A 25,905-nucleotide genomic window follows, 5' to 3' on the forward strand; every position below is an offset into this window, starting at 1 on the left:
CTATATCCTGAGCGCAGTTCAGGATGACAGTAGTTCTGACTTTCTAATCTGCTTCAAAAGACTCTCATGTTGTCCGGATTTCTGCGTGCGCTTCTCTGTGTCCTGTGGTTGATGTGTGGGCTGGTGCAGCCGTGCCGGGCGCAGGAGTGGCAGTGGTCGACGGCCGTGCCGGGGGGCATCGACCGCGGCGGGCCCGCCCAGGCTTTCCTCTGGATTCCGCCCACCTGCCGGCAGGTGCGGGGCGTGGTGCTGGCGCAGTTCAATATGGAAGAAGTGGCTATTCTGGAAGACCCGCACTTTCGCCAGGAGATGGGGGAGTTGGGCTTTGCCGAAATCTGGGTGTCGCCGGCGTTCAACCCGCGGTTTGATTTCACCAAGGGAGCGGGCGAAAGCCTGAATGCAATGCTCGACTCACTGGCCTCGAAATCGGGCTATGCGGAACTGAAAACGGCGCCGCTGGTGCCCATGGGCCATTCGGCGGCGGCCAGCGCCCCTTATTATTTGGCGGCGTGGGCCCCCGAGCGGGTGCTGGCCTGCCTGTCGGTGAGCGGGCAGTGGCCGTACTTCCGCGACAAGCAGTTTGCGCCCGACATCTGGGGCAGCCGCACCGTTGATTACGTACCATCCTTGGAAACTATGGGCGAGTACGAAGCCGCCGCTACCTGGTCGGCCCGGGGGCTGAAGGAACGCCAGGAGCACCCTCTTACCCCCTTGAGTATGCTGGCCTGCCCGGCCGAGGGCCACTTTGCCACCACCGCCACCAAATCGGCCTACCTGGCTTTCTACATCAAAAAGGCCGCGCAGTACCGCCTGCCCGCTCATTCGCCCAAGGGCCAGCCGCCCGTGCTACGGCCCATCGACCCCACCAAAACCGGCTGGCTGGCCGAAAAATGGGTGCCCAACCAAGTCCCAAGCGTACCTGCAGCGCCCGTGGACCGCTACACCGGCGACCCGACCCAGGCGTTCTGGTTTTTCGACGAGGAGCACGCCCGCGCCACCGAAGCCTACCAGGCCCGGCACCGCAACCAGCGGCCGCAGTTGATAAGCTTTCTGGTAGATGGCCGCCCCGCACCGCAGCGCAGTACCCATCAGCAGATAAACCTGCCCTTCCGGCCGCTGAGCGACGAACGGACCTTCGTGCTGAAGGGCACCTTTCTCGATACCGTGGGCGGGGGCAGCCCGCGCCTGGCTACCTGGGCCGGGCAGCCTGTGGGCTCGCCCATCGGCCACGCCCGGGGCGGCGGGCCGGTGGTAATCAGTCGCATTGCCGGGCCGTTTCGGCAGCTTAGCGCCGACACGTTTCGGCTGCAGCTAGAGCGGGGCCTGGGGGCCAACCTGCGCCAGTACGACCTGTGGCTCACCGCTACCCACCCCGGCGATGCCGACTACAAGCCCGCCGTGCAGCAAGCCCAACTGGTGGTGCCGCTGCGCCTCGCTGAGGGCCAGCCTCAGCGCATTACCTTCCCCAAGCCGGCCGATGTGCGGGCTCGGCGCACCCGGCGCACCACTGTGCCGCTCGCCGCCACCACGGATGCCGGCCTGCCAGTGCGCTACTATGTGCGCGAGGGCCCCGCCGAAATAGTGGGCAACACCCTGCGCTTCACCCGGATTCCGCCCCGCAGCAAGCTGCCGCTGGCCGTGACGGTCGTGGCCTGGCAGCGCGGCCGCCGCTCGGCCCCACAGGTACAAACCGCCGAGCCGGTGGAGATGACGTTTTGGGTGGTGCGGTAGGAGTGGGGCCAGCCCCACCCCAACGCTGTACCCGCCCGCACTTTGAAAAGGGATGTTGGCAACGCCCGCGTTTAAGGCGCTTTTGATTGGGGAAGGCCGATTATTTCCGAGAAAAATCGGAAGTAATTGGCCATTTTATTTATAAGTAAAATATTGATTTTCAATAATTTGTGTCTAGTATGAAAAAAGAAAATTCCGTCAGGAGGGTTCAGGAGGGCCTGGGGGAGGGGTGAGAATAATTTTGATAAAAATTGATGCATTGCCGGCTTTCCGCAGCATCTGAACCCACCCTACCCATTCTGGCAAAATCAACCCACCCTGCATTTGCGTTATGAACGAAAAAATTACCTTGTCAACTAGCGGCGCGCGGGTGCGCGGCCGAAACACTGGCCCGGCGCGGCCCGCCGCGTGGCGCTTGCTGCTGGTGTTGCTGCTGCAACTGCTGGCCGTTGGCGCCTGGGCCCAAACCACCACGGTAACCGGCAAAATATCGGACGCCAAAGAGGCGCTGCCGGGTGTGAGCATCCAGGTGAAGGGCACCACGCAGGGCGCCACCACCGGCGTGGATGGCACCTTTTCCATTGCGGGCGTGAAGCCGGATGCGACGCTGGTTATCAGCTTTATTGGCTACACCACCCGCGAGATTTCGGTGAACGGCCAGACCTCATTGAGCGTGGTGCTGCAGCCCGGCACCCAGATGCTGGACGAGGCCGAAGTGGTAGGCGTGGGCTACGGCGAAGTGCGTCGCCGCGACCTGACCGGCTCCATTGGCAGCGTGAACGTGGCGGAGCTGCAAAAGGCTCCGGTTACCTCGTTTGAGCAGGCCCTGGCCGGCCGTGTGGCGGGCGTGCAGGTGACTTCGACCGACGGGCAGCCCGGTGACGCGGTGAACATCGTGATTCGCGGCAACAACTCGGTGAACAACAGCAACGCGCCGCTCTACGTCATCGACGGTTTCCCCATTGAAAACCCCAACAACAACTCCATCAACCCGGCCGATATCGAGAGCATCGACGTGCTGAAAGATGCTTCGGCCACGGCCATTTACGGCTCACGCGGAGCCAACGGCGTGGTCATCATCACCACCAAGCGCGGCAAGAAAGGCCCGCCCCAGATTTCGTACGACGGCTACGTGGGCATCAACAAGGTCATTAAGCGCATGGAGGTGCTGAGCCCCTACGAGTACGTGCGCCTGCAAAACGACCTGAACCCGGCCCTGGCCGCGCCCTACTTCACCGACGGGCGCACGCTGGAAAGCTACCGCAACGTGAAGGGCGTGGACTACCAGAACGAGCTGTTCAAGACCGCGCTGTTTCAGAACCACACGCTCTCGCTGCGCGGCGGCACCGACGCGACGAAGTACTCCTTCTCGGGCTCGCTGACCGACCAGAAGGGCGTGATTACGGCCAGCGGCTTCCGGCGCTACCAGGGCCGCCTCACCCTGGACCAGCAGGTGGGCACCAAGCTGAAAGTGGGCCTGAACGTAAACTACGCCGACACCAAGCAGTACGGCACCATTCCGCGTAACCAGACGGGCTTCAACTCGGGCAACAGCGAGTATTTCAACCTCGTGTACGCGGTGCTGACGCAGAAGCCGGTGTCGTCGAGCGGCGACGACGCGGCCCTGCTGGCCAGCTTCACCGACCCCGACCTGGCGGCGCTGGACAACCGCGTGAACCCGCTGTATTCGGCTCAGAACGAAATCAACGACAACTACAACGGCAACCTCACGGCCAACCTCTACCTCAACTACGACTTCACCAAAGACCTGTCGCTGCGCGTGACGGGGGGCACGAACCTGAACCGCGGCCGCCGGGAAATCTTCAACAACTCGCTTACCCGCAGCGGCAGCTCGCTCACCTCCCAGGGCACCAACGGCGTGAACGGCAGCCTCTTCTACACCCAGGCCAACGACTACAACAACGAGTACGCGCTGACCTACAACAAGGAGTTCAACCAAAACCACAAGCTGAATCTGCTGGGCGTGTACTCCATGCAGTTCAACAATTCGCAGTCGTTCGGCTTCACGGCCAATCGCGTGCCGAACGAGGCGTTGGGCGTGAGCGGCCTGGACGAAGGCACGCTGTCGAGCTCGACTTCGGCCACCTCGCGGTTCACGCTGCAATCGTACACCAGCCGCATCAACTACACGCTGTTTAATAAGTACATTTTCACGGGTTCGTTTCGGGTCGATGGCTCCTCGAAGTTTGCCCCGGCCAATCGCTACGGCTACTTTCCCTCGGCGGCGGTGGCCTGGCGCCTGGGCGACGAAAACTTCATGAAGGCCCTGCCGGTGATTTCGAACGCCAAGGTGCGGGCCAGCTTCGGCTCGGTGGGAAACAACCGGGTGAGCGACTTCGCCTACCTCTCCACCATCACCACCGACGTGAACCTGGGCTATCCCTTCGGCACCACGCTGGGCCAGGGCTTCGCCGAAACCTCGCTCGGCAACCCCGATTTGAAGTGGGAAACCACCACGTCCTTCGACGGCGGTCTGGAGCTGGGCTTCCTGAAAGACCGGATTGCGCTGGAAGTGGACGTGTACCAGAAGAAAACCACCGACCTGCTGCTCAGCTCGGCCCTGCCTACTAGCACGGGCTTCGGAAGCAGCGTCATCAACGTGGGCGCTACCCAGAACCGGGGCGTCGAGTTCACGCTGAACACGGTGAACGTGAGCAACAGCAACTTCACCTGGAATACCAATTTCAACATTTCCTTCAACCGCAACCAGCTGGTGTCGCTGAACACCGGTCAGGACAACATTGTGACCCTGACTGGCTCGGGCGGGGCGTTTTCGAACAACCAGTCGCTGTACCTGGCGCAGGTGGGCCGGCCCATTTCGATGTTCTACGGCTATGTGTTTGACGGTATTTACCAGTTCACGGACTTCGACCAGTTGGCCAACGGCACCTACGTGCTGAAGGACGACCGGCCCTCGCTGGGCACCGTGACCGGCGCGGTGGCCGGCCGCCTGAACGGCACGCGCCCCGGCGACATCAAGTACCGGGACCTGAACGGCGACAACGTGATTGACGAAAACGACCGCACCATCATCGGCGACCCCAACCCGACGCACACCGGCGGCTTCTCGAACAACTTCACCTGGAAGGGCTTCGACCTGAACGTGTTCTTCCAGTGGTCGTACGGCAACGACATCTTTAACGCCAACCGCGTGTACCTGGAAGGCGGCAGCCCGCCCAACCTGCAGGTGAACTACCTGGCTACCTACGCCGACCGCTGGACGCCCACCAACCCAAGCAACGAGATTCCGCGCGCGGTGGTAGCCGGCGTGGCCGGCAACGTGAACGGCACCCGCGTGTTCTCGAGCCGCACGGTGGAAGACGGCTCGTTCATTCGCCTGAAAACCATTCAGCTGGGCTACAACGTGCCGGCGCTCTACGCCAAACGCGTGGGCTTGCAGGGCGTGCGGGTGTACGCCTCGGCCCAGAACCTGAAAACCTGGACCAACTACTCGTTTTACGACCCGGAAGTGTCGACCAAGGGCTTCGGCCTGCAAAACGGCTACGACTTCTCGCCCTATCCGCGGGCGCTGGTGCTCACGGCCGGCCTGAACATTACCCTGTAAATCCCACCCGATTCGTTTTTACTCATGAAGTCACTCCGCCGCCCCCTGGCTTTGGCCGTGCTGGTCGCCGCGCTGTTCAGCGCCTCGTCGTGCGAGATTCTGGACACCAAGCCCACCAATTTCGTCGACCCTTCGCTTTACTTCACCAACGAAACCCAGCTGAACGCGGCCCTCAACGGCGTGTACGACGAGCTGGGCCGCAACCCCTTCTACGCCAGCATCTACCCGCTGGTGTACGCCAACAACACCGACGAATCGACCTACACCAGCTCGTCGGGCAGCAACATCTACTCCTACAACCCCGTCAACTCCGACGCCAACGTGGCCAACCTGTGGGCTCAGCTCTACACCGGCATTGACCGGGCCAACTTGCTGCTGGCCAACATGAACCGCGCCAAGGGCGTGTCGGAGGCCAGCATGCGCCACATCGAGGGCGAGGCACGGTTTCTGCGGGCCTACTACTACTTCATCCTGGCGCAGTGGTGGGGCGACGTGCCGCTGAAAACCACGCCCACCACTCAGGCCGCCGACGGGCAGATTGCCTTCACGCCGGCCAAGGACGTGTACGACTTCGCTATCGCGGAAATGACGGCCGCCGACGGCCTGCTGCGCGACCAGCTGCCCACCGCCTTCCCATACAACGAGCGGATAACCAACACCGTGGTGGAGGGCATTCTGGCCCGCGTGTGCCTCTACGCCGCCGGCGCGCCCATCAACGACACCAAGCGCTACGCCGAGGCCCTGACCTGGGCCAAGAAGGTGCGCGACTCGGGCCTGCACCAGTTGCACCCGGACTTTAAGCAGGTGTTCATCAACATGTCGGCCGATGCCTACGACCTCACCTACCGCGAAAGCATGTGGGAGGCTGGCTTCACCTACAACCCCAGCATTGGCACGCTACGCGAGCAGGCCCAGACCAACATCGGCATTCAGAACTCCAACAACGCCGTGGGCCAGTCGAACCGTCTGGAGCAGGGTACCGGCATTCTCTACAAGAGCTACGAATCGACGGTGACCTACAGCACCACCACTCCCATCACCCCGCTCACGGATGTATCGCCGGACCTGCGTCGCGACTGGACCCTGGCGCCCTTCAGCTACACCACCACCGGTACCGTGACCACGGCCACCATCCCCACGGAAGTGCCCTGGACGGCTTCCAACCGCATCTGGCACCGCGACTGCGGCAAGTGGCGCCGCCAATACGAAGTGGTGCTGCCCAAAAACGCTACTGATAACGGCCGCAACTGGCCCATTCTGCGCTACTCCGACGTGCTGCTGATGCTGGCCGAGGCCGAAAACGAAGTGAACGGCCCCACCGCCACCGCCTTCGATGCCATCAATCAGGTGCGCCGCCGCGGCTACGGCCTGCTGCTGAGCCCCGCCCCGGTGCCGGCCCCGCCCGCCGCCACGGCCGTGAACCTGACCGGCTTGTCGCAGGCCGGTTTGCGGCAGGCCATCCGCGACGAGCGCATGCGCGAGTTGGCCTTTGAGGCCCTGCGTCGCCAGGATTTGAAGCGCTGGGGCATCCTGGTGCCCCGCGTAATTGAAACCGCCAACATCGCCCTCAGCGGCAGCCCCGAAACGCTGCCTAACGGCTTGCAGCGCGTGCCGCCTACCACCGACGCCCCAGCCAACTACACCTTCTACCGGCCCAACGTGGACGCCAACGACATTCTGTTGCCCATTCCGATTGTCGAAATCATCAACAACAAGCTCGCGAAGCAGAACCCTGGCTACTAACTCCCACCCGACGCACTGCTCCTTATGAAAAAGCTATTCGCCGCGCTCCTGCTGGCCGGCCCCCTGCTGGCGGGCTGCGAGAAATACAGCAACCCAGCCCCCGACTTTACCGTGACGGCCGACCAAACCACTGTGAAAGTGGGCACCACCGTCAACTTCAACCTGACCGGCAAGGTCGACAACCTGCTGTTCTACTCCGGCGAAGCGGGCCGCAACTTCGACCTGCGCAATAACTACAGCCAGTCTGACGGCGTGCCCGAAATGCAGTTTCTGAGCACCGTAGCTGCCGCCACTGTGCCCACGCCGGCGCCGGTGCCGGCCCCCACCGTAGTAGGCACCCAGAACCTGCGCGTGCTGGTATCCACCGACTTCGACGGCCAGACGACCACCGGCGGCGGCTACGACTCCGTCAGCGTGCGCAAAGCCACTTGGACGGACATCACCAGCCGCTTCACGCTCAGCGCCACGGCCAACAACCTCTCGTCGGGCGTGGTGAACCTCAACGATTTTAAGGTGGCGGGCAAACTTACCTACATCGCCTTCCGCTATGTGAGCGTGGCCCCGCTGGCTACCAGCATTCAGCGCGCCTGGACCATCAGCACCTTTCAGGTGCGGACGCGCTTCCCCAACAGCGTGGTATACACCAACGCCAACACCAACACCGAGAGCGGCTTCTCCATCTTCAACTTCAAGGGCCTGCCCAACACCTGGGTGAGCGCCGCCACCCTGACGCACACCGCCCCCGCCACCACCGCTCCCGCCGACGACGACTGGGCCATCTCGAAAGGATTCGATTTTACCAAGGTGAACTCCGACGCAGCCGGCGGCATCAAAGTGAAGGCCCAGGGCCTGATTGACCCGCTGCCCCCCGTGTATTCCTACAAATACAACACGCCCGGCACCTACAAAGCCGTGTTCTACGGCCAGAGCGGCGATATCAACAGCCAAAAGGAACTGGTGCGCGAGGTGATGATTACCGTCACGCCTTAGCATTCGCAGGGCACCTCACCCAATCCATCTACTCCATTTCCCACCCGCATTCTCAATGGCTCAATCCGTACAAATTGCCGAGGCTGAACCCAGCCAGTCGCTTCACACGCCTATGCAGCGGCGGTCTTTTTTTAAGTACGCGGGGGCTACCGCCGGGGCAACGGCCCTGGTGCTGGCCGGCTGCTCGAAGGACGACAGCGAACCTGCCACCGCGCCGGTCAACGTGGGTTCGGGCGACATTGGCGTGCTGAACTATGCCTACGCCCTGGAGCAGCTCGAAGCCGCTTTCTACGCCGCCGTGCGCGGCGGGAGCTACTACACCAGCCTGGCCGCCACCAGCGCCGAGCGCCTGGCCCTCGACGACCTGTATTACCACGAAGTCATTCACCGCGACTTCCTCAAGGCGGCCATCACGGCTGCGGCGGCTGGCAGCATCATCCCGGCCCTCGAAGTCGATTTCACTACCAACGCGGGCTACATAGATTTCACCACCCGCGCCAGCGTGCTCAACGCGGCCCGCGTGTTTGAAGACTTGGGCGTGGCCGCCTACAACGGCGCGGCCAAGTACATCACCGACCCCAAGTACCTGGTGCTGGCTGGCAAAATCGTATCGGTGGAAGCCCGGCACGCGGCGCTCATTCGCGACTTCATCACGGAAGCCACCTTCATCGGGGCCGACGTGGCGCGCATCAATACCACGGCGCTGGAAATATCCCGTGAGCCGGCCGAAATAGTGAGCATGGTAAATAACTATCTGAAGGACAATTCGAAGCTGGACGTGTCTGGCCTGAAATAGGCCGCTGGGCTGCCTTCTTTTCTTCTCATTTCCTTCGCCATTACCATGAATATCTTCCAGATTATCACCGAGATTGAAAAAATTGACCCCGAGGTGTACGACCGCCTCGACTCACGGCGTAGCATATTCCGGCACATGGGCGGCCTGGGCCAGAAGCTGACGGCCGCCGCCGTGCCCCTGGCCCTCGGGGCCGTGCTCAACAAAGCTTACGCCCAAACCAGCGCTGCCCCCAGCGTAGCCGACGTGCTGAACTTTGCCCTCAAGCTGGAGCACCTCGAAGCCAACTTCTACAACCTGGGCCTGGGCAACGGCACCGACCCGCTCACCACGGCTCAAAACACCCTGCGCAACGGTTTCAGCGCCAACAACCTGAGCTCGCTGCTACGGATGCGGGCCGATGAAAACAACCACGTCCAGTTTCTGCGCGATACGCTCGCGGCGCTAGGCGCCACAGCCATTCCGGTGCCGGCCCTCACGCAGTTCGATTTCACGGGCGGGCGCGGCAGCGCGGGCGGGCCGTTTGCGACGGTGTTTACCAGCGCGGCCACGTTTCTGGCCGTGGCGCAGTCGCTCGAAGACACGGGCGTGCGGGCCTACAAAGGCGGCGCGCCCTACCTGATGGGCAACAAAACCGTGCTCGAAGCCGCCCTCAACATCCACTCGGTGGAGGCCCGGCACGCCTCGCGCCTGCGCACTATGCGCCGTGCCGGAGCCACCAACAACACGGCCGCCACCGTGGCCCCCGCCACCGTGACGGGCCTGGAAGCCGAGCGCACCGCCTCGCCTAAAAGCTGGGTGTCGGGCAAGGACAACGGCGGCGCCCAGCCCGCCCAAACGGCCGCCATCTACAACGCGGGCACGCTGCCGGCCGGCACGCCCACCGGCATTACCTTCCCGGCCGAGGACAATTTTATACAGGGCGGCCTGGACTTGCGTACGACCACCACGGTGGCCGGCATTCCGCTGCTGGCTTTTTCGGAGGCATTTGATGAGCCGCTGGACGTGCCTTCGGTAAACGCCATTGCCCGCACCTTCACGGTGGCCAGTAGTACCTTGTTCGCGTAGAGACGCACTGTTTTGCGGCTCGTTGAGGAACGAGACCGTTCCACAAGCCAAAATCCCCCGGCCACCCGCCGGGGGATTTTGGTTTTGTAGAGATACTGTCTTAACCCAAAAAAACGGCCCGGACGATAAATCCTTTGCCATCAGGATGGTTCAGGAGGGACGGGGGGGAGCGGGAAACGAAGTTTGAAGAAGCAACCACGCGGCCAACTGGGCTGCGTGGGTTGCCCACATCGACTTATTCAAATTCCCACTATTCCCGCTCTTTTCAATGGAAGCACGTTTCCGCTTTTTTACCTTCCGGTCAGCCGCCGCTTCGGCTTTTCTGGGGCTGCTACTGGTGCTGGCCACTGGCCTGACGGCCCACGGCCAGGCCTTCACGCACCCCGGGCTGCTGCACACCTCGGCCGATTTTACCCGCATGCAAACCAAGGTGGCCGCCGGGTCCCAGCCCTGGACGGCGGGCTTCGGCCGGCTGAGCAGCAACTCGCTCTCGTCGCTGACGCGCAACTTCACCAACCCCGTGCCCAGCACCGTGTACCGCGGCTTCGACGGCACCAATCCGGAAAACTACGCCTCGCTGTTTCGCGACATTGCTGCGGCCTACGCCACGGCCCTGCGCTGGAAGGTGACCGGCGACGTGAGCTACGCCAACAAGTCGGTTGCCATCCTGAATGCCTGGTCGCAGAACCTGACCACCATCAGCGGCACCAGCGACAAGTACCTGGCGGCGGGCATCTACGGCTACGAGTTTGCCAACGCGGCCGAAATCATGCGCGGCTACAGCGGCTGGGCCCCGGCCGACTTCCTGCGGTTTCAGAACCTGATGCGCAACGTGTTCTACCCGATGAACCACGACTTTCTGGTAAACCACAACGGCAACTGCATCACGGCATATTGGGCCAACTGGGACCTGTGCAACACGGCCTCCATGCTGGCCATCGGGGTGTTGTGCGACGACCGCGCCATCTACAATGAGGCCCTGAACTACTACAAGTTTGGCGGGGGCAGCGGCGCCTTCAACCAAGTGATGCCCTACTACTACGGCAACCTGGCGCAGTGGCAGGAAAGCGGCCGCGACCAAGGGCACAGCCTGCTGGGCGTGGCGCTGGCTGGCTCGCTGGCCCAGATGGCCTACAACCAGGGCGACGACCTATTTGCCTACGGCAACAACGCGCTGCTCAAAGGCTTCGAATACATTGCCAAGTACAACTTGGGCTACGACGTGCCCTTCACCACGTACCGCACCTGCAACGGCATCATTCAGAGCGTGGTATCGACGGACCAGCGCGGCAACGTGCGCCCGGTGTGGGAACTGGTGTACAACCATTACGTCAACATCAAGGGCCTGAGCGCGCCCTACACCGCCCTGTACGCGCAGCGCATGCGGCCCGAGGGCGGCGGCGGCAACTACGACCCCAACAGCGGCGGTTACGACCAGCTCGGCTACGGCACCCTGGCCTACTCGCTCGACGAGCCGGCACGGCCCAGCAACCAGACCATCAGCTTCCCGGCCATTGCCGCGCAGGCCTACGGCGCGCCCGATTTCAGCCCCGGCGCCACGGCCAGCTCGGGCCTGCCCGTGACGTATTCGGTGCTCGACCCCACCATTGCCTCGGTCACGAGCACCGGCCAGCTGCACGTGTTGCGGCCGGGCACCACCACCGTGTATGCCCAGCAAATGGGCGATGCCACCTACAATCCGGCCGCCGTGGTGTCGCAGTCCATTACCGTGAACCAGGTGCCCGGCACCACTGATGGCACTTGGAGCAACACGACCGGCACCCTGACTTCGGCCATCAACTCGACCAGCGGCAGTCCTAACCTGACTTGGGCGAGCCAGACCTTCGCAGTGGGCGAGCACCTGAAGCTGAACGCGCCGGTACCGGGCGGCTTCACGGCCGGCACCATCTATTCGGTAGTGGCCATCAGCAACGGCGGCAGCACGTTTCAGCTGGCTTTGCAGCCGGGCGGCACCGCCATCATGGCCACCAGCACCATCACCAACGGCGTGGGCCAGCGCCTGCAAAAGTGGTCGGTAACCAGCAACTGGAGCGGAGGCACGCTGCCCGGCGGGCCGAACGCGACGGCCACGTTCGGCGCCACCTCGTTTGCCAACGTGCCAGGTGTGTCGCTCGACGGCAACATCACCATCGGCAACCTGGTGTACGCGGCCAACGGCACCTCGGAGCTGGTGCTGGCCAGCGGCCTCAACAGCGGCCGACTCACGTTTGCCGTGCCCTCGGGTACGCCCACGCTCACGATGATTAACAGCGGCACGCGCAAGCTCTTCATGGGGCTGGTGGCCAACAATGCCCGGGTACCACTACGCTTTGCCGGCACGCAGGGGTTGAACATTACGACTCCGCTGATGGGCGGCACCGCGTACGCGGGCCTGCGCATTCAGGCCGCCATGGACTGGAGCAATTTCAGCGGGACGCTGAGTTTGCTGGCCGGCACCATCGAACTGCACAACACCACCAACAGCACCACCGCGGCCAACAATGTGCTGTTGCCCGCTCAGCGCCTCAGCCTGGGGGCTGAAGGGCAGTCCGCCGTGGTGTTTGCCGGCAGCGGCACCCAGGCCAGCACCCAAACCGTTGGGGCGCTGGATGGCACCGATGATGCCTTTATATTTGCCCGCAACAGCCTCACGGCTAGCACTGCCACGCTGGTGGTGGGTGCCGATAACCAGGACGGCAGTTACGCCGGCACGCTGGGCGCGGGCCCGCTCGGTCTGACTTCAGACCAGGGCCTGCTACACCTCGAAAAGGTGGGCACGGGCACGCAGTTTGTGTCGGGAATTATCCGCAACGGCCTCACGGGCAGCAACAGCAGCGCCGTGCGCGTGCGCAACGGCAAGCTGGTGCTGCAAGGAGCCAACGAGTACCTGGGCGGCACTACCGTATTCGGCGGTACGCTGGAAGTGAATGGCTCGGTGGTGAGCCCGGTGGTGGCGCAGGCCGGCACGGTGGCCGGTACCGGCACCTGCGCGGCGGCCCTCACGGTGGGCACCGGCGCGGGGTCCGGCGCTACGCTGGCCCCCGGCAGCGGCGGCATCGGCACGCTCACGGCCACGGGCGCGGTGCGTCTGCTGGCCGACGCTACGCTGGCAGTGGAAATCGACAACACGCTGAACACGGCCGACAGGCTGGTGGCGGGCAGCCTGAGCCTGACCGGCACTCGGCTCACGCTGACCACCCTAAGCACCGGTGTGGGCGCCGGGGCCGGTACGCAATTCATCATCGTGGACAACACCGGCACGGCACCCGTGGCAGGTACTTTCCTGAACCTGCCCGAGGGCAGCCCCGTGACGGTAGGCACTACCACGTTCACGCTGAGCTACGTGGGCGGCACCGGCAACGACGTGACCCTAAGCATTGCCCCCGCCCAGTGGATGGGCGCCAGCAGCACCGCCTGGACTACCCCCGGCAACTGGAGCACCAACGCCGTACCCACCGCCGCTGACAATGTGATTATCAGCGGAACTGCGCCCAACGCGCCCACCCTCAGCGCCAGCCAGGCTGTGCGCAGCCTCACCCTGAGCACGAGCGCCGTGCTGACCCTGCCGGCTGCGGCTACCCTGACGTTGAGCGGCAACCTACTCAACAACGGCGGCGCCTTTGCGGGTGCGGGCACCGTGGCCCTGGCGGGCAGCAGCCCCCAGACGCTGGGCGGCAGCAGCGCCTCCACCTTCCAGAACCTGACGGTGGGCGCGGCTTCGGCCATTCTCACCGGCCCAGTGCAGGTGGCCCGGATGCTGGTGCTGGATGGCAACCTGACCGCCAACAACAACCTGACGATGCTCTCCAACGCGGCCGGCACGGCCATGGTGGTGAATAACGGCACCGCCGCCGTAACGGGCAACGTGGCCGTGCAGCGCTACATCGACCCGGCCGCCAACAGCGGCTCCGGCTACCGCCACTACAGCGCGCCGGTGCAGGCTACCACCGTGGCCGACCTGACCACCAGCGGATTTACGCCGGTGATGAACGCCGCCTTCAACACTCAAGGCAGCGCCGTGAACCCTTTCCCAACCATCTTCGACTACGACGAAGCGCGCTTGACCCCGGCCGCCCCCAGCTTCGACCAGGGCTGGCTCTCGCCCGCCGCCCTAACGGATGCGCTGGTGCCCGGCCAGGGCTACACGGTGAACATTCCGGCCAGCCAGACCGTGGATTTTGTGGGCGCGCTCAACAACGGCCCCGTCAGCGTGGGCAACCTGACCCGTGGCCCCGCCGCCGATGCTGGCTGGCACCTACTGGGCAACCCGTACCCGGCCCCGCTTGACTGGGACCAAGTGACGTTGAGCGGCGTGGATGCGGCCGTTTACGTGTTCCATTCCTCGGGCCAGTATGCGGGCACGTACTCTACCTACGCTGGGGGCATCGGTACTAACGGCGGCACCAACCAGCTGGCGCTGGGCCAGGGCTTCTTTGTGCGCACCAGCACGGCCGGCACTGCGGGGGCGGTCAATTTCACTAACGCCGCCCGCCTCACCGGTTACGCCAGCCCGGTGTTCAACCGCAATGCCACGACCACCCACCCGCTGGTGCGCCTGAAGCTGAGCGCCGGCAGCGGCCCGGCCGATGAGGCCGTGGTGTACTTCGCCGCCCCGGCCACCACGGGCCTCGATGCGGCGCTGGATGCCCACAAGCTGCCCGCCGGTAGCACGGTATCATTGGCTAGCGAATCCGTGGGCCAAGCCTTGGCCATCAATGCCCTGCCCGCCCTAGGGGCCACCGATGTGGTGGTGAACCTGCGGGTGCAGGCGACCCAGGCCGGCACCTACACGCTGCAAGCCACTGAACTGCTGAACCTGCCGGCCAGCACCTATGCCTACCTCCGCGATGCCCAAACCGGCGCGCAAACCGACCTAAGCGCGGCCGCGGCCTACCGCTTCACGCAGGCAGCGGGCGCCCCGGCCATGGGCCGCTTCTCGCTGCTCTTCACCCGGCAGCGGGCGCTGGCCACGGCCCCGGCCCAGCTGAACCAGCAGGTGAGCGTGTTTCCGAGCCCGGCCCACGGCCAGGCCACGCTGCTGCTGCCCGCCGCGCTGGCGGCCCAGCCCCTGCGGGCCACGCTGCTGAACGCCCTCGGCCAGGCCGTGGGCCAGCACCAGCTGGCGGCCGGCTCCGAGCGGGCGCTGCCGCTGACGGGCCTGGCCGCAGGCATCTACACCCTGCGCCTGCAAACGGCGGAGGGACTCATTACCAAGCGACTGGTAGTGGAATAACAGGCCGCTGAAGCCGCGCGGCCCTGCCCGCACGGCGGTACTTTGCCCGGTTGGACTGGGGCAGGCTGAGCCGATTACATCGGGGTAGCCTGTCCCGGCTCAACCGGGCAAAAGCTTTATAGTCTCTATCGTAATGACGCGTTTTCCCTATGAAAATAACTTGTAATGCTGCGGGCCATGACCTGCTTCGGGTGGCCACGATGGCTCTGCTAGCCACGGGTTTTGCCCATGCCCAACCGTCCAAAGCAACCGACCAACTCACGTTTGGCGACGCGACTTCCGAAAAAAAACACCAGTTCACGGCCGAAAGCAGCCAAGTGATTGTAGGGGGACTCAACGAGCCGGCCCGCACGCTGCTGCCCCTGGCCACACCCACCTGGCAGGGCGGCAAACTGACCTGCCGGATGACGGTCGACCCGGTGGCCCAGAACTACGTCACGCTACGCCTGTGGGGCTCTGACGTGAACCACAACCGCCTGGTCCTGCTCTGCGACGGCAAGCAGGTGGGCTACCGCCACCTCGGCGACATCGACCTGCTGGACCTGGGCAGCGACGCCCCACTTACCCAGGGGCGCTTTTACTACACCACCCTGCCGCTGCCGCTGCAGATTACCAAGGGCAAGAAGTGCGTCCGGCTCACGCTGCAAAGCAATGGCCCCTTCTGGGCCTACGGTACGACTTGGGAGGCGTACCAAAAGCCCATGACTGAGCCTACGCGGGGCCTATACCGCCTCTATACTCACACCGGGGGGGTTCTGCCGATTCCAGCCAGCGAGAAGCAGGGCGCCGCTCCCCCGCCGGCTACGCGCCCCGGCCCCGGGCCGGAGGTGCTAACGGTCCTGGAGCAGCGTGTGAATAAGGAACTGACCGGGCTGCTCGAGGCGGAAAAGCCGCTGAGCCAGGTACAGTTGCAACTGCTGGCGAAGGCTTACGAGGTGTCGTGGTCGGTGGCCTACCACAACCCGGCCGTGGTACCGCAGGTGCAGCGCGGGCTGGACCATTTGTACCTGGCTTACCGGCAGAATCCCCGTCTGGCGGAGTCGGACCCGGCGACGTACAACCCCGAATGGTTTGGGTTGGGCATCTGCGGACAGGTTATTGCTCTGCTGCACGAGCCGTTGCGGGCCGGCTTTGACCAGACCATGACCGGCACGGCGGGCACGCGCCGCGCCGCCTATGCCCAAATGCTACGCGCCTGCCGCGACTGGCACCGTCAGCACCGGCGGCTGTACACCAACCAGTCGATGATTAACGACCTGTATGGTATCTACTACGCCAACAAAGGCCTGGCCCTGCTCGCGCCCACAGAGGCCCTGCCCGAAGCCATGGTGCGGCACTATCTCTACGAATCGGTGGGCCTGGAGCCCTGGCAGGGCAGCGAAAACGCCCAGGGTCAGCCCAGCCAGCTGATGGGCAAGGCCTACTTTCAAACCACGGCCAAGGGCCTGACCAAGGAGTTGGGCTTTGTGGGCAACTACGGGGAGGTGCTGGACTGGGTCTCGGAGATTTACGAAGCCACCCAGCCCGGCCCCGGCCAGCTCGGCGACGAGCGGCTGCGGGCCCAGCTCAATAAAATAGCCCTGGCCCGCATTCCCTTTCGCTACCAGACCCAGGACTCGGCCGGCTACCGCGCCATGCGCGCCGAAACCTTGGTGGGCTGGCGCGACCACCATTATCCCGGCGACGTGACCTACGTGCAGCGCCCGAGCTGGGACGGCGGCCCCCTGCAAACCGTAACAGCCACCGGCAACACCCAGCTTATTGGCTACGCCCAGCAGCAACTGGCCGACAACCAGTTCTTTGCCGTGATGCAGGAGCGGATGCGCGTCGGCAGCTTCCGCGTCACGGCGGGGTTGCTGCCGGTACCTGGGCAGTACGCGGCCCTGCAGGCGCTGCCGGCCTTGGAGGCCCGCACGCCCATGTCGGACGGGGCGCCCGATTTCGTGTTTGCCGATGAGGAAGACGGCGTGGTGGCCGTGAAGCACGGCGCCGAGTATTTCTACGCCTCGGTATACTGGCGGGCGCGCAACGCGGTGAACTTTCTGGGGCGCGTGCACCTCGTCACGCCCACCTACGACCGCATTGCCACCGTGGCCGAAGAGGAGGCGTTTGAGCCCAGCGGCAATTTCTTCACTCGCCCCGACTACACCAACTTCGGCTTTGCCGGCGGCGGCATCAAGTACCCCGAAACCGTGCATTCGGCCCACGCCGGCGAGCGGCTGCCCATCGCCAAAGTGCCGGCCGACGTGGCCTATAAAGTGGGCCAGGAGAGCAGCTACGCCGGGCGGGCCAGTTTTTACCGCCTGCACTACGGCAAGTACCTGGTGGGCCTGAACGCCAGCCCTGACAAAAGCTACGAGCTGCGCATTCCGGCCGGTTTCCGGCGGGCCGTGAACGTGGCGACCGGGCAACCGACCGGTGCGGCGGCCAGTGTCACCGTCGGGCCGCGCAGCACGGTGGTTCTGGTGGCCGAATAAGGAACCGCGTTATCAGGTGAGTTCAGGAGGCCGGCGCCTTAGCGAGCTGCTACCTTGGACCCGACATTCGTTCCGGCCGCTCCCGCCGCCGGGCGCGGTGCTCTCATGCTAGCCCTTCTCACCATGCAATCAGCGGTTACCGCCCCCAGCCTTACCACCTCCGCCAAGGCCCCGTTTACCGAACGGAAGTACATCCCCACGCTCGTATTTGTGTCCTCGCTGTTCATGCTCTGGGCCATTGCCATTACGATGGGTGACGTGCTCAACAAGCACTTCCAGAACGTGCTGCACGTGAGCAAGGCCGACTCGGGGCTGGTGCAGTTTTCCATCTTCGGGGCCTACGCCGTGATGGGCATTCCGGCTGGGATGTTCATGAAACGCTTCGGTTACAAGAACGGCGTGCTGCTGGGGCTGGGGCTGTATGCGGTGGGCGCGTTTCTGTTCGTGCCGGCGGCCAATGCCGGCTCGTTCGGGTTCTTCCGGGCGGCGCTGTTCGTGCTGGCCTGCGGGCTGGCCACGCTGGAAGCGGTGGCCCACCCGTTCATGGCTGCCCTCGGGCCCCAGGACACCAGCGACCAGCGCCTGAACTTCGCGCAGTCTTTCAACGGGTTGGGCGCGGTGCTTGGGCCGCTGCTCGGGAGCTACTTTATTCTGAATGGCACGCACACCAGCGGCGACCTAACCTCGGTTAAAACCCTCTACATCGCCATTGGCAGCGTTATTGCGGCCATTGCCGTGGCCTTTGCCTTCATCCGCGTGCCGGCCCTGCAGGATGCGCACGTGGCCGAAGCTCCCGCCGAAACCGAGGCGGGCTTCTACACCGGTACCGCCGACACGGCCGCGCCGCTGGCGCACCCCAAGGGCCTGCTGCAACACAGCCACTTTCGCTGGGCCTGGCTGGCGCAGTTCCTCAATGTGGCCGCGCAGGGCGGCACCTGGGCCTACTTCATCAACTACGGGGTCGAGAAAATGAACTTCTCCGACCAGACGGCCGCCGGCTACTTTTCGCTGTTCATGATAATGATGATGAGCGGACGCTTCGTGGGCACCTTCCTCATGCGCTACATCGCGCCCAACAAGCTGCTGGCCGCCTTTGCGCTGGCCAACGTGCTGATGTGCCTGCTGGTGGCTCAGAGCTGGGGCTGGCCCTCGTTCATCGCGCTGCTGCTGATTAATTTCTTCTTCAGCATCATGTTCCCCACCATTTTCTCGCTGGGCATCAAGGAACTGGGCCCGCACACGCCGCAGGCATCATCCATTCTGGTGATGGCCGTGGCCGGCGGGGCCGTGTTCCCCTACCTGATGGGCAAAATCGCTAACCACGACATCGCCGCGGCTTACTACCTGCCCATCTTCTGCTACGCGTTCATCGCGCTGTTCGGGGCGCGGCTGTACCGGGTACACGGCTGAACTAATCCTCCTTCAACCTTGCTGACAATGTCATTACGCACCACCTCCCGGACACTGCCCGGACTTCTGCTGGCCGCAGCCGGTGGGCTGCTTAGCCACGCGGCCCAGGCCCAGGCCAACCTCATCAAGCCCGGTGAGCTGTGGCCCGATGCCGACGGCAACCACATTCAGGCGCACGGCGGCGGCATCATCAAGCTCAAAAAGACCTACTACTGGTACGGCGAGCAGCGCCGTCAGGGCCTGGAGCCCAAGTACCGTTACGTGAGCTGCTACTCTTCCAACGACCTCGTGCACTGGAAATTCCGGGGCGACGTGGTGAAGATGCTGCCGCCCGACTCGCTTTCCGAAAACTGGATTCTGGAGCGGCCAAAGGTGTTTTACAACGCCAAGACCAAGAAGTACGTGCTCTATTTCCACCTCGACGATAAGGGCTACAAAGTGGCGCAAGTGGGCGTGGCCGTGAGCGACAAGCCCACCGGGCCCTTCCGGTACGTGAAGCGCTTCCGGCCGCTGGGCCAGGAAAGCCGCGACATCGGGCAGTTCATCGACGATGACGGCACGGCCTACCTGGTGTTTGAGGACCGCAAGCAGGGCTTCCACATCGCCAAGCTTTCCGACGACTACATGACCGTGTCGCAGGATGTAGCCTTGGTGCGCGCGCCCATGGAGGGCGGGGCCATCGTGCACTACGAAGGCCTGTACTACTCCATCGGCTCGGCCCTGACGGGGTGGCGGGCCAACCCCAACAAGTACGCCACCGCGCCCACTCTGGCCGGCCCCTGGACTGAGTTCAAGGACATCGCCCCGCCCGAAACCAACACCTACGGCTCGCAATCGACCATGCTGGTGAAGGTGGTGGGCAGCAAGAAAACCACCGTCATCTTCCTAGGCGACATCTGGAAACCCAAAACCCAATGGGACTCTCGCTACCTCTGGATGCCGCTCGAAATCGGCAACGGCCAGCTGCGCCTGCCCGCCCCGCGCCCCTGGACCCTGAACGTGAAGACGGGCGAAACGACGTTTCCGAGTCAGCCTTGAGGACCATAGCGCGACCTTTTAGTTCACGTCCCGCGCCGCTAAAGCCAATTTAACGCTTGTCGTTTCGGGACGCAAACTACAGAGTTCGCGCTACTGCTCGCCGGCTATAAATCTGCGTTAAATCGGTCCAATCAGGAGAGGTCAGAAAGGTTGGCCGGTGGGGGAGGAGGTCCTTTGCCGGCACATTCATCCCATCCATGCGTCTTCCTTTCCTGACTTCCTCCGCCGCGGGCCTATTGCTGGCCGCCAGCCTGCTCAGCGCGGCCCCGCCCGCCGTTGACTCCCTAGCCTTCACCGTGCGCAACCCGCTGAAGCTGGACCGCCGGGCCGAAACAATCAGCCTGCCCGCCGCCCGCCTCGCGGCTCTCCTCAAAAAATACGGGGCTCAGAACCTGCTGGTGAAGGACGCCGTCGGCAACATCCTGGTGAGCCAGGCCGTGGACAACAACGGCGACGGCACCGTGGACGAGCTGCTGCTGCAAACCGACATCAAAGCCAGCGCTACGCTGAAGTTTACGGTCTCGGGCAACCCCAACGGCGCGGCCCGGCAGCCCAAGAGTCCGGTGACCACCTTTGCCCGCCTCGTGCCCGAGCGCACGGACGACTACACCTGGGAAAACGACCGGGTGGCCTTCCGCACCTACGGCCCTGAGGCCGAGCGGCTGGTAGTGGCCAAGCAGCCCGGCGGCACCCTCACCAGCGGCATGGACTGCTGGCTCAAGCGCGTGCCCTACTCCATCATCGACAAGTGGTACGCCGCCAACGTGAAGGAGGTGGGCTACTACCACATCGACCACGGCGAAGGCTACGACCCCTACCATGTGGGCGACAGCCGGGGCTTCGCCGGTATCGGCGTATGGGACCAGGATTCGCTCTACGTTTCGCGCAACTTCATCAGCTACAAGACGCTGGCCAACGGCCCCATCCGTACCCTGTTTGAGCTGCGCTACGCGCCCTGGCAGGCCAATGGCCTCACCATCACGGAAAAGAAGCTGCTGAGCATCGACTTGGGTTCCAACCTCACGCGCTTTGAGGAGCACATCTCGGCCGACAAGCCGCTGCTCAACGTCACCATTGGCATCACCCTGCACGCCGAGCCGAAAGGCGTGCGCGGCGAGGTGAAAGGCGAGCCCCGGCAAGGCTGGTTCCGCTATTGGGAGCCCATGGACGACGCCTTCCTGGGCACGGGCGTGGTGCTAGCCCCCGGTCAGGTGCAGAGCTGGAAAGACCGCCGCACCCGCGCTAAGGAGCAGAGCCATCTGCTGGTGATGGCCACGCCCCAGGCCGGCAAGCTGGTGTACTACGCTGGCTTCGGCTGGACCAAAAGCGGGCAGTTTGCCACGGCCGCCGATTGGGACCAGTACTTGGCCGACTACTCAAAACGCCTCGCCGCACCGCTGGAAGTGCGTTTCGGCAGCAAGTAATTCTTATGTCCGCAATTACAACTGCGCATCCTTTTCCCACGGCTCGCCCCCTCCATCCCACCCACATGAACAGCTTTTTGCGCGACGAAAAACTCTGGGGCCTAGACCTGGGTGGCACCAAAATCGAGGGCGTCATCCTCAAATCGGCGCAGGAGCCGGAGGTGCTTTTCCGCGACCGGGTGCCCACCGGGGCCGACCAGGGGTACGAGCACGTGCTGGCCCAGATTGAAAAGCTGGTGGCGCACATGCAGGAGTCGGTGGGCTACAAGGCCCCGAGCCTGGGGCTGGCTACGCCCGGTACGCTGGTGCCCCGCACGGGCTTGATGAAAAACAGCAACGCTCTCTGTTTGAATGGTATGCCGCTGAAAGAAGACTTGGAAAAGCGGCTGGGCATCCGGGTGGAAATGGCCAACGACGCCAACTGCTTTGCCCTGGCCGAAACCCGGCTCGGGGTAGTGAAGCAGCAGTTTCCGAACGCCAAGGTGGTGTTTGGGGTGATTCTGGGCACGGGTGTGGGCGGCGGGCTGGTGGTAAATGGCCACGTGCTCGACGGCTTTCACGGCCTGGCCGGCGAGTGGGGCCACAACTACCTGCACGAAGGCGAAGGCGTGGAGTGCTTCTGCGGCAAAACCGGCTGCAACGAAAGCCTGCTGGCCGGCCCGGCTTTGCAGCGCTACTACGCCGAGCACGCCGACCAGCCCCGCCCCCTCAAGGAAATCGTGGCGCGTGCCGCCGCCGGCATCGACCCCGTGGCCGAGCAGACCCTGCAGCGCATGACCGACCTCTTTGGCCGCGCCTTGAGCGTGCTCGTCAACATCATCGACCCCGACGTCATCGTCATCGGCGGCGGCGTGGGCAACATCGACCGGCTCTACACCGAGGGCGTGCGCAAGGTGTCTTCCTACGTGGTCGACCACGTGTTCGAAACGCCCGTCGTCAAGCCCCGGCTGGGCGACAGCGCCGGGGTGTTTGGCGCGGCCTATCTGGTGGCCTAGCGCGCATGAGCAGCATGCGCAAACCATGGAAAAGGGCAGGAGCGAGACTTGTTCTGCTGCTACTGCTGGCGGGTTGCCGGGTCGCGGGCCCGCAAAGCAGCGGCGCCAGCGGCCAACCAACCCCGGCCGCTAAGCCCTACGTTTCGACCGCCTGGGCAGCCGACCAGGGCAACGGCACCTATAAAAACCCGGTGCTCAACGCCGACTACTCCGACCCCGACGTGGTGCGCGTGGGCCCCGACTACTACCTCACGGCCTCCAGCTTCAACGCCTCGCCGGGCCTGCCCATCCTGCACTCGCGCGATTTGGTGAACTGGCAGCTTATCGGCAACGCCCTGCCCCGGCTGCCGGAGGCATTTTTCGACGCCCCGCAGCACGGCTTCGGCGTGTGGGCGCCCTGCCTGCGCTACCACAACCGCCGGTTCTACCTCTTCTGGGGCGACCCCGACTTTGGCATCTACCAAATCACGGCCGCCAACCCGGCCGGCCCCTGGAGCGCGCCGCTGCTGGTGCTGCCCGGCAAGGGCCTGATTGACCCCGCCCCGTTCTGGGATGCCGACGGCCGGGCCTACCTCGTGCACGCCTGGGCCGGCAGCCGCGCCGGTATCAACAGCGTGCTCACCCTGCACCGCCTCAGCCCCGACGGCACCCGCGTGCTCGACGAGGGCCGCAACATCTACTCGGGCCACGACGCCAACCACACCACCGAAGGCCCCAAGCTCTACCGGCGCGGCGCCTACTACTACATTTTTGCCCCAGCAGGCGGCGTGGCCACCGGCTGGCAGCTGGTGCTGCGGGCCCAAAACCCCTATGGCCCGTGGGAGGAAAAAGTGGTGATGGACCAGGGCCAAACCGCCATCAACGGCCCGCACCAGGGCGCCTGGGTGGACACGCCCGACGGCCGGGAAAGCTGGTTTCTGCACTTCCAGGACCGCGGCGCCTATGGCCGCGTGCTGCACCTGCAGCCGATGACGTGGAAAAACGACTGGCCAGTCATCGGCGAAGACCCCGACGGCGACGGCAAAGGCCAGCCCGTGCTCACCCACCGCAAGCCCGACGTGGGGCGGACATATCCGCTCCGCACCCCGGCCGAAAACGACGAATTCAGCTCCGACACCTTGGGCCTGCAATGGCAGTGGCAGGCCAATCAGAAAGTAACCTGGAGCGCCCTGCTGCGCGGCAAAGGCTTCCTGCGCCTGTTCGCGATGCCCGTGCCCAAGGGCGCCCCCAACCTGTGGCCCGTGCCCAACCTGCTGCTGCAAAAATTTCCGGCGGCTGATTTCATGGCCACCACTAAGGTCAAGCTCAACATTGAGTGGGACGTGTGGCAGGGCAAAAAAGCCGGCCTGCTCATCGTCGGCAACGACTACTCTTACTTGGCCATCACCAAAAACGCCTCCGGCTACCACGTGGCCCAAATGCGCTGCCTCGACGCGCCCTCCGGCGCGCCCGAGCAGGTGGTTGCCGAGCAGAGCCTGCCCGGCAACGAAGCGCTGCTGCGCGTGCAGGTCAGCGGCCCCGACGCCACCTGCCGCTTCAGCTTCAGCACCGACGAGGGCCGTACGTTTCAGCCTATCGGCCAGCCCTTCGTGGCCCGGCCCGACAAGTGGACCGGCGCAAAAGTTGGCGTGTTCTGCGCCGGTACCCAGCCCGACACCCGCATCGGCGGCTACGCCGACGTGGACTGGTTCCGCATCACCCGCTAATTAATCGGCCCTGGCGGCCAGCGCCTGGTTCCAGCTTTCTGCCGAAATATTCCTTCCCCTTGTTTATGTCTGACTCCCCGACTCCCAAACCGCTCATCTTTCAGCAAACGGCCGCCCGCCTGCAGGCCCAGGGTTTCACCATCGCCACGCAGGACCAGACCCGGCCGTGGGGCGGCTTTTTTGTCATTGACGAAACCCAGGCCCAGGCCTTTGCCGACGCCTACTTCGATGGCTTGCAGGTCGACACGCTGCGCATCTCCGGCAAGCTCAGCCCCAAAATCCTGATTGTGGCCCCACAACAGCGCCTCTCGTGGCAGTACCACCACCGCCGGGCCGAAATCTGGCGCGTAGTGCAGGGCCCCGTGGGCGTCAGCACCAGCGACACCGACGCCGAAGGTGCGCTGAAAACGTACCAGCCAGGTGAGCAAATTACCCTGCGCCAGGGCGAGCGCCACCGCCTCATCGGCCTCGACGGCTGGGGCATCTTGGCCGAAATCTGGCAACACACCGATGCAAATCAGCCTTCTGATGAGCAGGACATCGTGCGCGTGCAGGATGATTTTGGTCGTTGAGGCGAATGCGTAGAGAGGCTGAGGTGAAGTTGGCCAGTTCATGGTCCGAGTCCGGCTTGTTACGCATCTACAAGGCGAGCTACTTCCGTTTTTTCAATGTCATGTCGAACTCAGTAAAGGGCGCCATCTGCTTCGCCCTCGTGGTCAACTCAATCGGCGTCAGCTTACCTTGGTGACGCAAGTCAATTATGACCCGTCGTAGTAACGTCAGGTCTTTGAAGGAGAGCGGGTTAAATTCAGCTTCAAGCCCTTGGATTGCCCTGATGTATTCGACACGCGAAAAGAAAAGAGTGGCGTATTTTTCACCCTTCTTGCTCCCTTTTGTGCATATCTTGAACCCGGCGAGGCCTGCTGAAATTCGGCTCAGTAGGTCGTACCCGTAGCCCTCATTCAGGAAGTCGATATTGGTTAGTTGGACAACAACTGCCTTCGATGTATCGAAATCAGCTCCTTCAACAAGAAGGGTTGCCATTTCCCATGCGCCTTGCTGAATGGCAGCCAGAGATGGAGTGTGTAAAGGTATCAAAGATGCCATGGATGTCAGCATTGGTGCCTTTATTTAGAGCTTCACCTTCAAGTACTTGCGATGCACGTATCCAGTTCCTTTTTTTCCGGGCACGAACACTTCCCACCATCCTCCATCAGAAAGGTCATCTCCACCCGCAACTACTTTCACGGTGGTGCCTTTGGGAAGCTGCTTGATAATAGGGTAGTTAGCGCCGCCACGAGTGCGGACATTGACCAATTGGGTAGTGGTATACGTGGGCTTGGACGAGTATCTCTCGTCGTCACTCGTCATAATTGATAACGTGAAGTCATCGTAGAGGGCGCGAGTCTGGCCGTCCTTTAGTCTTCGTTCGAGGTCCATCATGTCCGTGCGTCGAGCCTCTTTCTCCAAAATTCGGTCAATTGGATTGGGGCCAGGGTCTAGCGGAGCAACCGGGACATAGGTAGGCTCAACGACGAGGTTGTTGTAGATGATGACTCCGTTGTTCGTGTTTTGGCAGTAGCCGTTTTTGCAAACGAGGAGCACCGACATGGACACGAGAAGGCGAGTGAGCATCGGAGAGGGTAATTCGTTTAATAATACTTGACGGGGCGTGCTGCTTGTTAGCTTTGGTTCTAAGCCCGGTTCGAAG

The 25,905-nt window shown here is 63.6% G+C and carries 16 protein-coding genes; 14 read left to right on the plus strand and 2 right to left on the minus strand.

Features of this window, described 5'->3' with window-relative positions; all coding sequences use genetic code 11:
- Nucleotides 1-66: 66 nt before the first annotated feature.
- The 14 genes from Q5H92_RS07805 (at nt 67) to Q5H92_RS07870 (ending at nt 24,766) form a co-directional block, all read left to right on the plus strand.
- Entirely contained in the window at nt 67-1,731 is a 1,665-nt protein-coding gene (locus Q5H92_RS07805) for a hypothetical protein (RefSeq protein WP_305010946.1), read from the plus strand.
- Between the two features lie 331 nt (nt 1,732-2,062).
- The gene (locus Q5H92_RS07810; RefSeq protein ID WP_305010947.1) at nt 2,063-5,317 is read left to right on the plus strand and encodes a SusC/RagA family TonB-linked outer membrane protein; all 3,255 of its coding nucleotides are present in this window, start codon (nt 2,063-2,065) and stop codon (nt 5,315-5,317) included.
- A 24-nt stretch (nt 5,318-5,341) separates the two neighbouring features.
- The gene (locus Q5H92_RS07815) at nt 5,342-7,060 is read left to right on the plus strand and encodes a RagB/SusD family nutrient uptake outer membrane protein (RefSeq protein WP_305010948.1); all 1,719 of its coding nucleotides are present in this window, start codon (nt 5,342-5,344) and stop codon (nt 7,058-7,060) included.
- Between the two features lie 24 nt (nt 7,061-7,084).
- Nucleotides 7,085-8,050, plus strand: a complete 966-nt coding sequence (locus Q5H92_RS07820) for a DUF5017 domain-containing protein (RefSeq protein WP_305010949.1) — start codon at nt 7,085-7,087, stop codon at nt 8,048-8,050.
- A gap of 55 nt (nt 8,051-8,105) precedes the next feature.
- Nucleotides 8,106-8,846 carry a ferritin-like domain-containing protein gene (locus Q5H92_RS07825; RefSeq protein ID WP_305010950.1) on the plus strand — a complete coding sequence of 247 codons (741 nt, stop codon included), beginning with the start codon at nt 8,106-8,108 and terminating at the stop codon, nt 8,844-8,846.
- Between the two features lie 45 nt (nt 8,847-8,891).
- Nucleotides 8,892-9,911 carry a ferritin-like domain-containing protein gene (locus Q5H92_RS07830; protein WP_305010951.1) on the plus strand — a complete coding sequence of 340 codons (1,020 nt, stop codon included), beginning with the start codon at nt 8,892-8,894 and terminating at the stop codon, nt 9,909-9,911.
- Nucleotides 9,912-10,179: 268 nt separating this feature from the next.
- Nucleotides 10,180-15,144, plus strand: a complete 4,965-nt coding sequence (locus tag Q5H92_RS07835) for a DUF8693 domain-containing protein (RefSeq protein WP_305010952.1) — start codon at nt 10,180-10,182, stop codon at nt 15,142-15,144.
- A 149-nt stretch (nt 15,145-15,293) separates the two neighbouring features.
- Nucleotides 15,294-17,621, plus strand: coding sequence for a hypothetical protein (locus Q5H92_RS07840; protein WP_305010953.1), 2,328 nt, complete (start codon nt 15,294-15,296; stop codon nt 17,619-17,621).
- A gap of 123 nt (nt 17,622-17,744) precedes the next feature.
- Nucleotides 17,745-19,031: an L-fucose:H+ symporter permease gene (gene fucP, locus Q5H92_RS07845; protein ID WP_305010954.1), complete on the plus strand. Its 1,287-nt coding sequence runs from the start codon at nt 17,745-17,747 to the stop codon at nt 19,029-19,031.
- Between the two features lie 27 nt (nt 19,032-19,058).
- Nucleotides 19,059-20,069, plus strand: a complete 1,011-nt coding sequence (locus Q5H92_RS07850; protein WP_305010955.1) for a family 43 glycosylhydrolase — start codon at nt 19,059-19,061, stop codon at nt 20,067-20,069.
- A 197-nt stretch (nt 20,070-20,266) separates the two neighbouring features.
- Nucleotides 20,267-21,493, plus strand: coding sequence for a BT3233 family polysaccharide utilization protein (locus Q5H92_RS07855; RefSeq protein WP_305010956.1), 1,227 nt, complete (start codon nt 20,267-20,269; stop codon nt 21,491-21,493).
- Nucleotides 21,494-21,558: 65 nt separating this feature from the next.
- Complete coding sequence (locus Q5H92_RS07860; protein WP_305010957.1) at nt 21,559-22,488, plus strand: ROK family protein; 930 nt, start codon at nt 21,559-21,561, stop codon at nt 22,486-22,488.
- A 14-nt stretch (nt 22,489-22,502) separates the two neighbouring features.
- Nucleotides 22,503-24,194, plus strand: coding sequence for a glycoside hydrolase family 43 protein (locus tag Q5H92_RS07865; RefSeq protein WP_305010958.1), 1,692 nt, complete (start codon nt 22,503-22,505; stop codon nt 24,192-24,194).
- A 65-nt stretch (nt 24,195-24,259) separates the two neighbouring features.
- Nucleotides 24,260-24,766: a cupin domain-containing protein gene (locus Q5H92_RS07870; RefSeq protein ID WP_305010959.1), complete on the plus strand. Its 507-nt coding sequence runs from the start codon at nt 24,260-24,262 to the stop codon at nt 24,764-24,766.
- Nucleotides 24,767-24,845: 79 nt separating this feature from the next.
- Here the strand turns inward: Q5H92_RS07870 and Q5H92_RS07875 are convergent, their stop codons facing one another.
- Both Q5H92_RS07875 and Q5H92_RS07880 read right to left on the minus strand, forming a co-directional pair.
- Nucleotides 24,846-25,313, minus strand: a complete 468-nt coding sequence (locus tag Q5H92_RS07875; RefSeq protein ID WP_305010960.1) for a hypothetical protein — start codon at nt 25,311-25,313, stop codon at nt 24,846-24,848.
- 12 nt (nt 25,314-25,325) lie between these two features.
- Nucleotides 25,326-25,805, minus strand: a complete 480-nt coding sequence (locus Q5H92_RS07880) for an SH3 domain-containing protein (protein ID WP_305010961.1) — start codon at nt 25,803-25,805, stop codon at nt 25,326-25,328.
- Nucleotides 25,806-25,905: the final 100 nt, after the last annotated feature.

Origin of the sequence: Hymenobacter mellowenesis, assembly GCF_030581005.1 — a bacterium.
GTDB lineage: Bacteria > Bacteroidota > Bacteroidia > Cytophagales > Hymenobacteraceae > Hymenobacter > Hymenobacter mellowenesis.

Coding starts and splice junctions, on each gene's coding strand:
- Q5H92_RS07805 (WP_305010946.1), top strand. CDS start 67: ATGTTGTCCGGATTTCTGCGTGCGCTTCTCTGTGTCCTGTGGTTGATG.
- Q5H92_RS07810 (WP_305010947.1), top strand. CDS start 2,063: ATGAACGAAAAAATTACCTTGTCAACTAGCGGCGCGCGGGTGCGCGGC.
- Q5H92_RS07815 (WP_305010948.1), top strand. CDS start 5,342: ATGAAGTCACTCCGCCGCCCCCTGGCTTTGGCCGTGCTGGTCGCCGCG.
- Q5H92_RS07820 (WP_305010949.1), top strand. CDS start 7,085: ATGAAAAAGCTATTCGCCGCGCTCCTGCTGGCCGGCCCCCTGCTGGCG.
- Q5H92_RS07825 (WP_305010950.1), top strand. CDS start 8,106: ATGGCTCAATCCGTACAAATTGCCGAGGCTGAACCCAGCCAGTCGCTT.
- Q5H92_RS07830 (WP_305010951.1), top strand. CDS start 8,892: ATGAATATCTTCCAGATTATCACCGAGATTGAAAAAATTGACCCCGAG.
- Q5H92_RS07835 (WP_305010952.1), top strand. CDS start 10,180: ATGGAAGCACGTTTCCGCTTTTTTACCTTCCGGTCAGCCGCCGCTTCG.
- Q5H92_RS07840 (WP_305010953.1), top strand. CDS start 15,294: ATGAAAATAACTTGTAATGCTGCGGGCCATGACCTGCTTCGGGTGGCC.
- fucP (WP_305010954.1), top strand. CDS start 17,745: ATGCAATCAGCGGTTACCGCCCCCAGCCTTACCACCTCCGCCAAGGCC.
- Q5H92_RS07850 (WP_305010955.1), top strand. CDS start 19,059: ATGTCATTACGCACCACCTCCCGGACACTGCCCGGACTTCTGCTGGCC.
- Q5H92_RS07855 (WP_305010956.1), top strand. CDS start 20,267: ATGCGTCTTCCTTTCCTGACTTCCTCCGCCGCGGGCCTATTGCTGGCC.
- Q5H92_RS07860 (WP_305010957.1), top strand. CDS start 21,559: ATGAACAGCTTTTTGCGCGACGAAAAACTCTGGGGCCTAGACCTGGGT.
- Q5H92_RS07865 (WP_305010958.1), top strand. CDS start 22,503: ATGCGCAAACCATGGAAAAGGGCAGGAGCGAGACTTGTTCTGCTGCTA.
- Q5H92_RS07870 (WP_305010959.1), top strand. CDS start 24,260: ATGTCTGACTCCCCGACTCCCAAACCGCTCATCTTTCAGCAAACGGCC.
- Q5H92_RS07875 (WP_305010960.1), bottom strand. CDS start 25,313: ATGCTGACATCCATGGCATCTTTGATACCTTTACACACTCCATCTCTG.
- Q5H92_RS07880 (WP_305010961.1), bottom strand. CDS start 25,805: ATGTCGGTGCTCCTCGTTTGCAAAAACGGCTACTGCCAAAACACGAAC.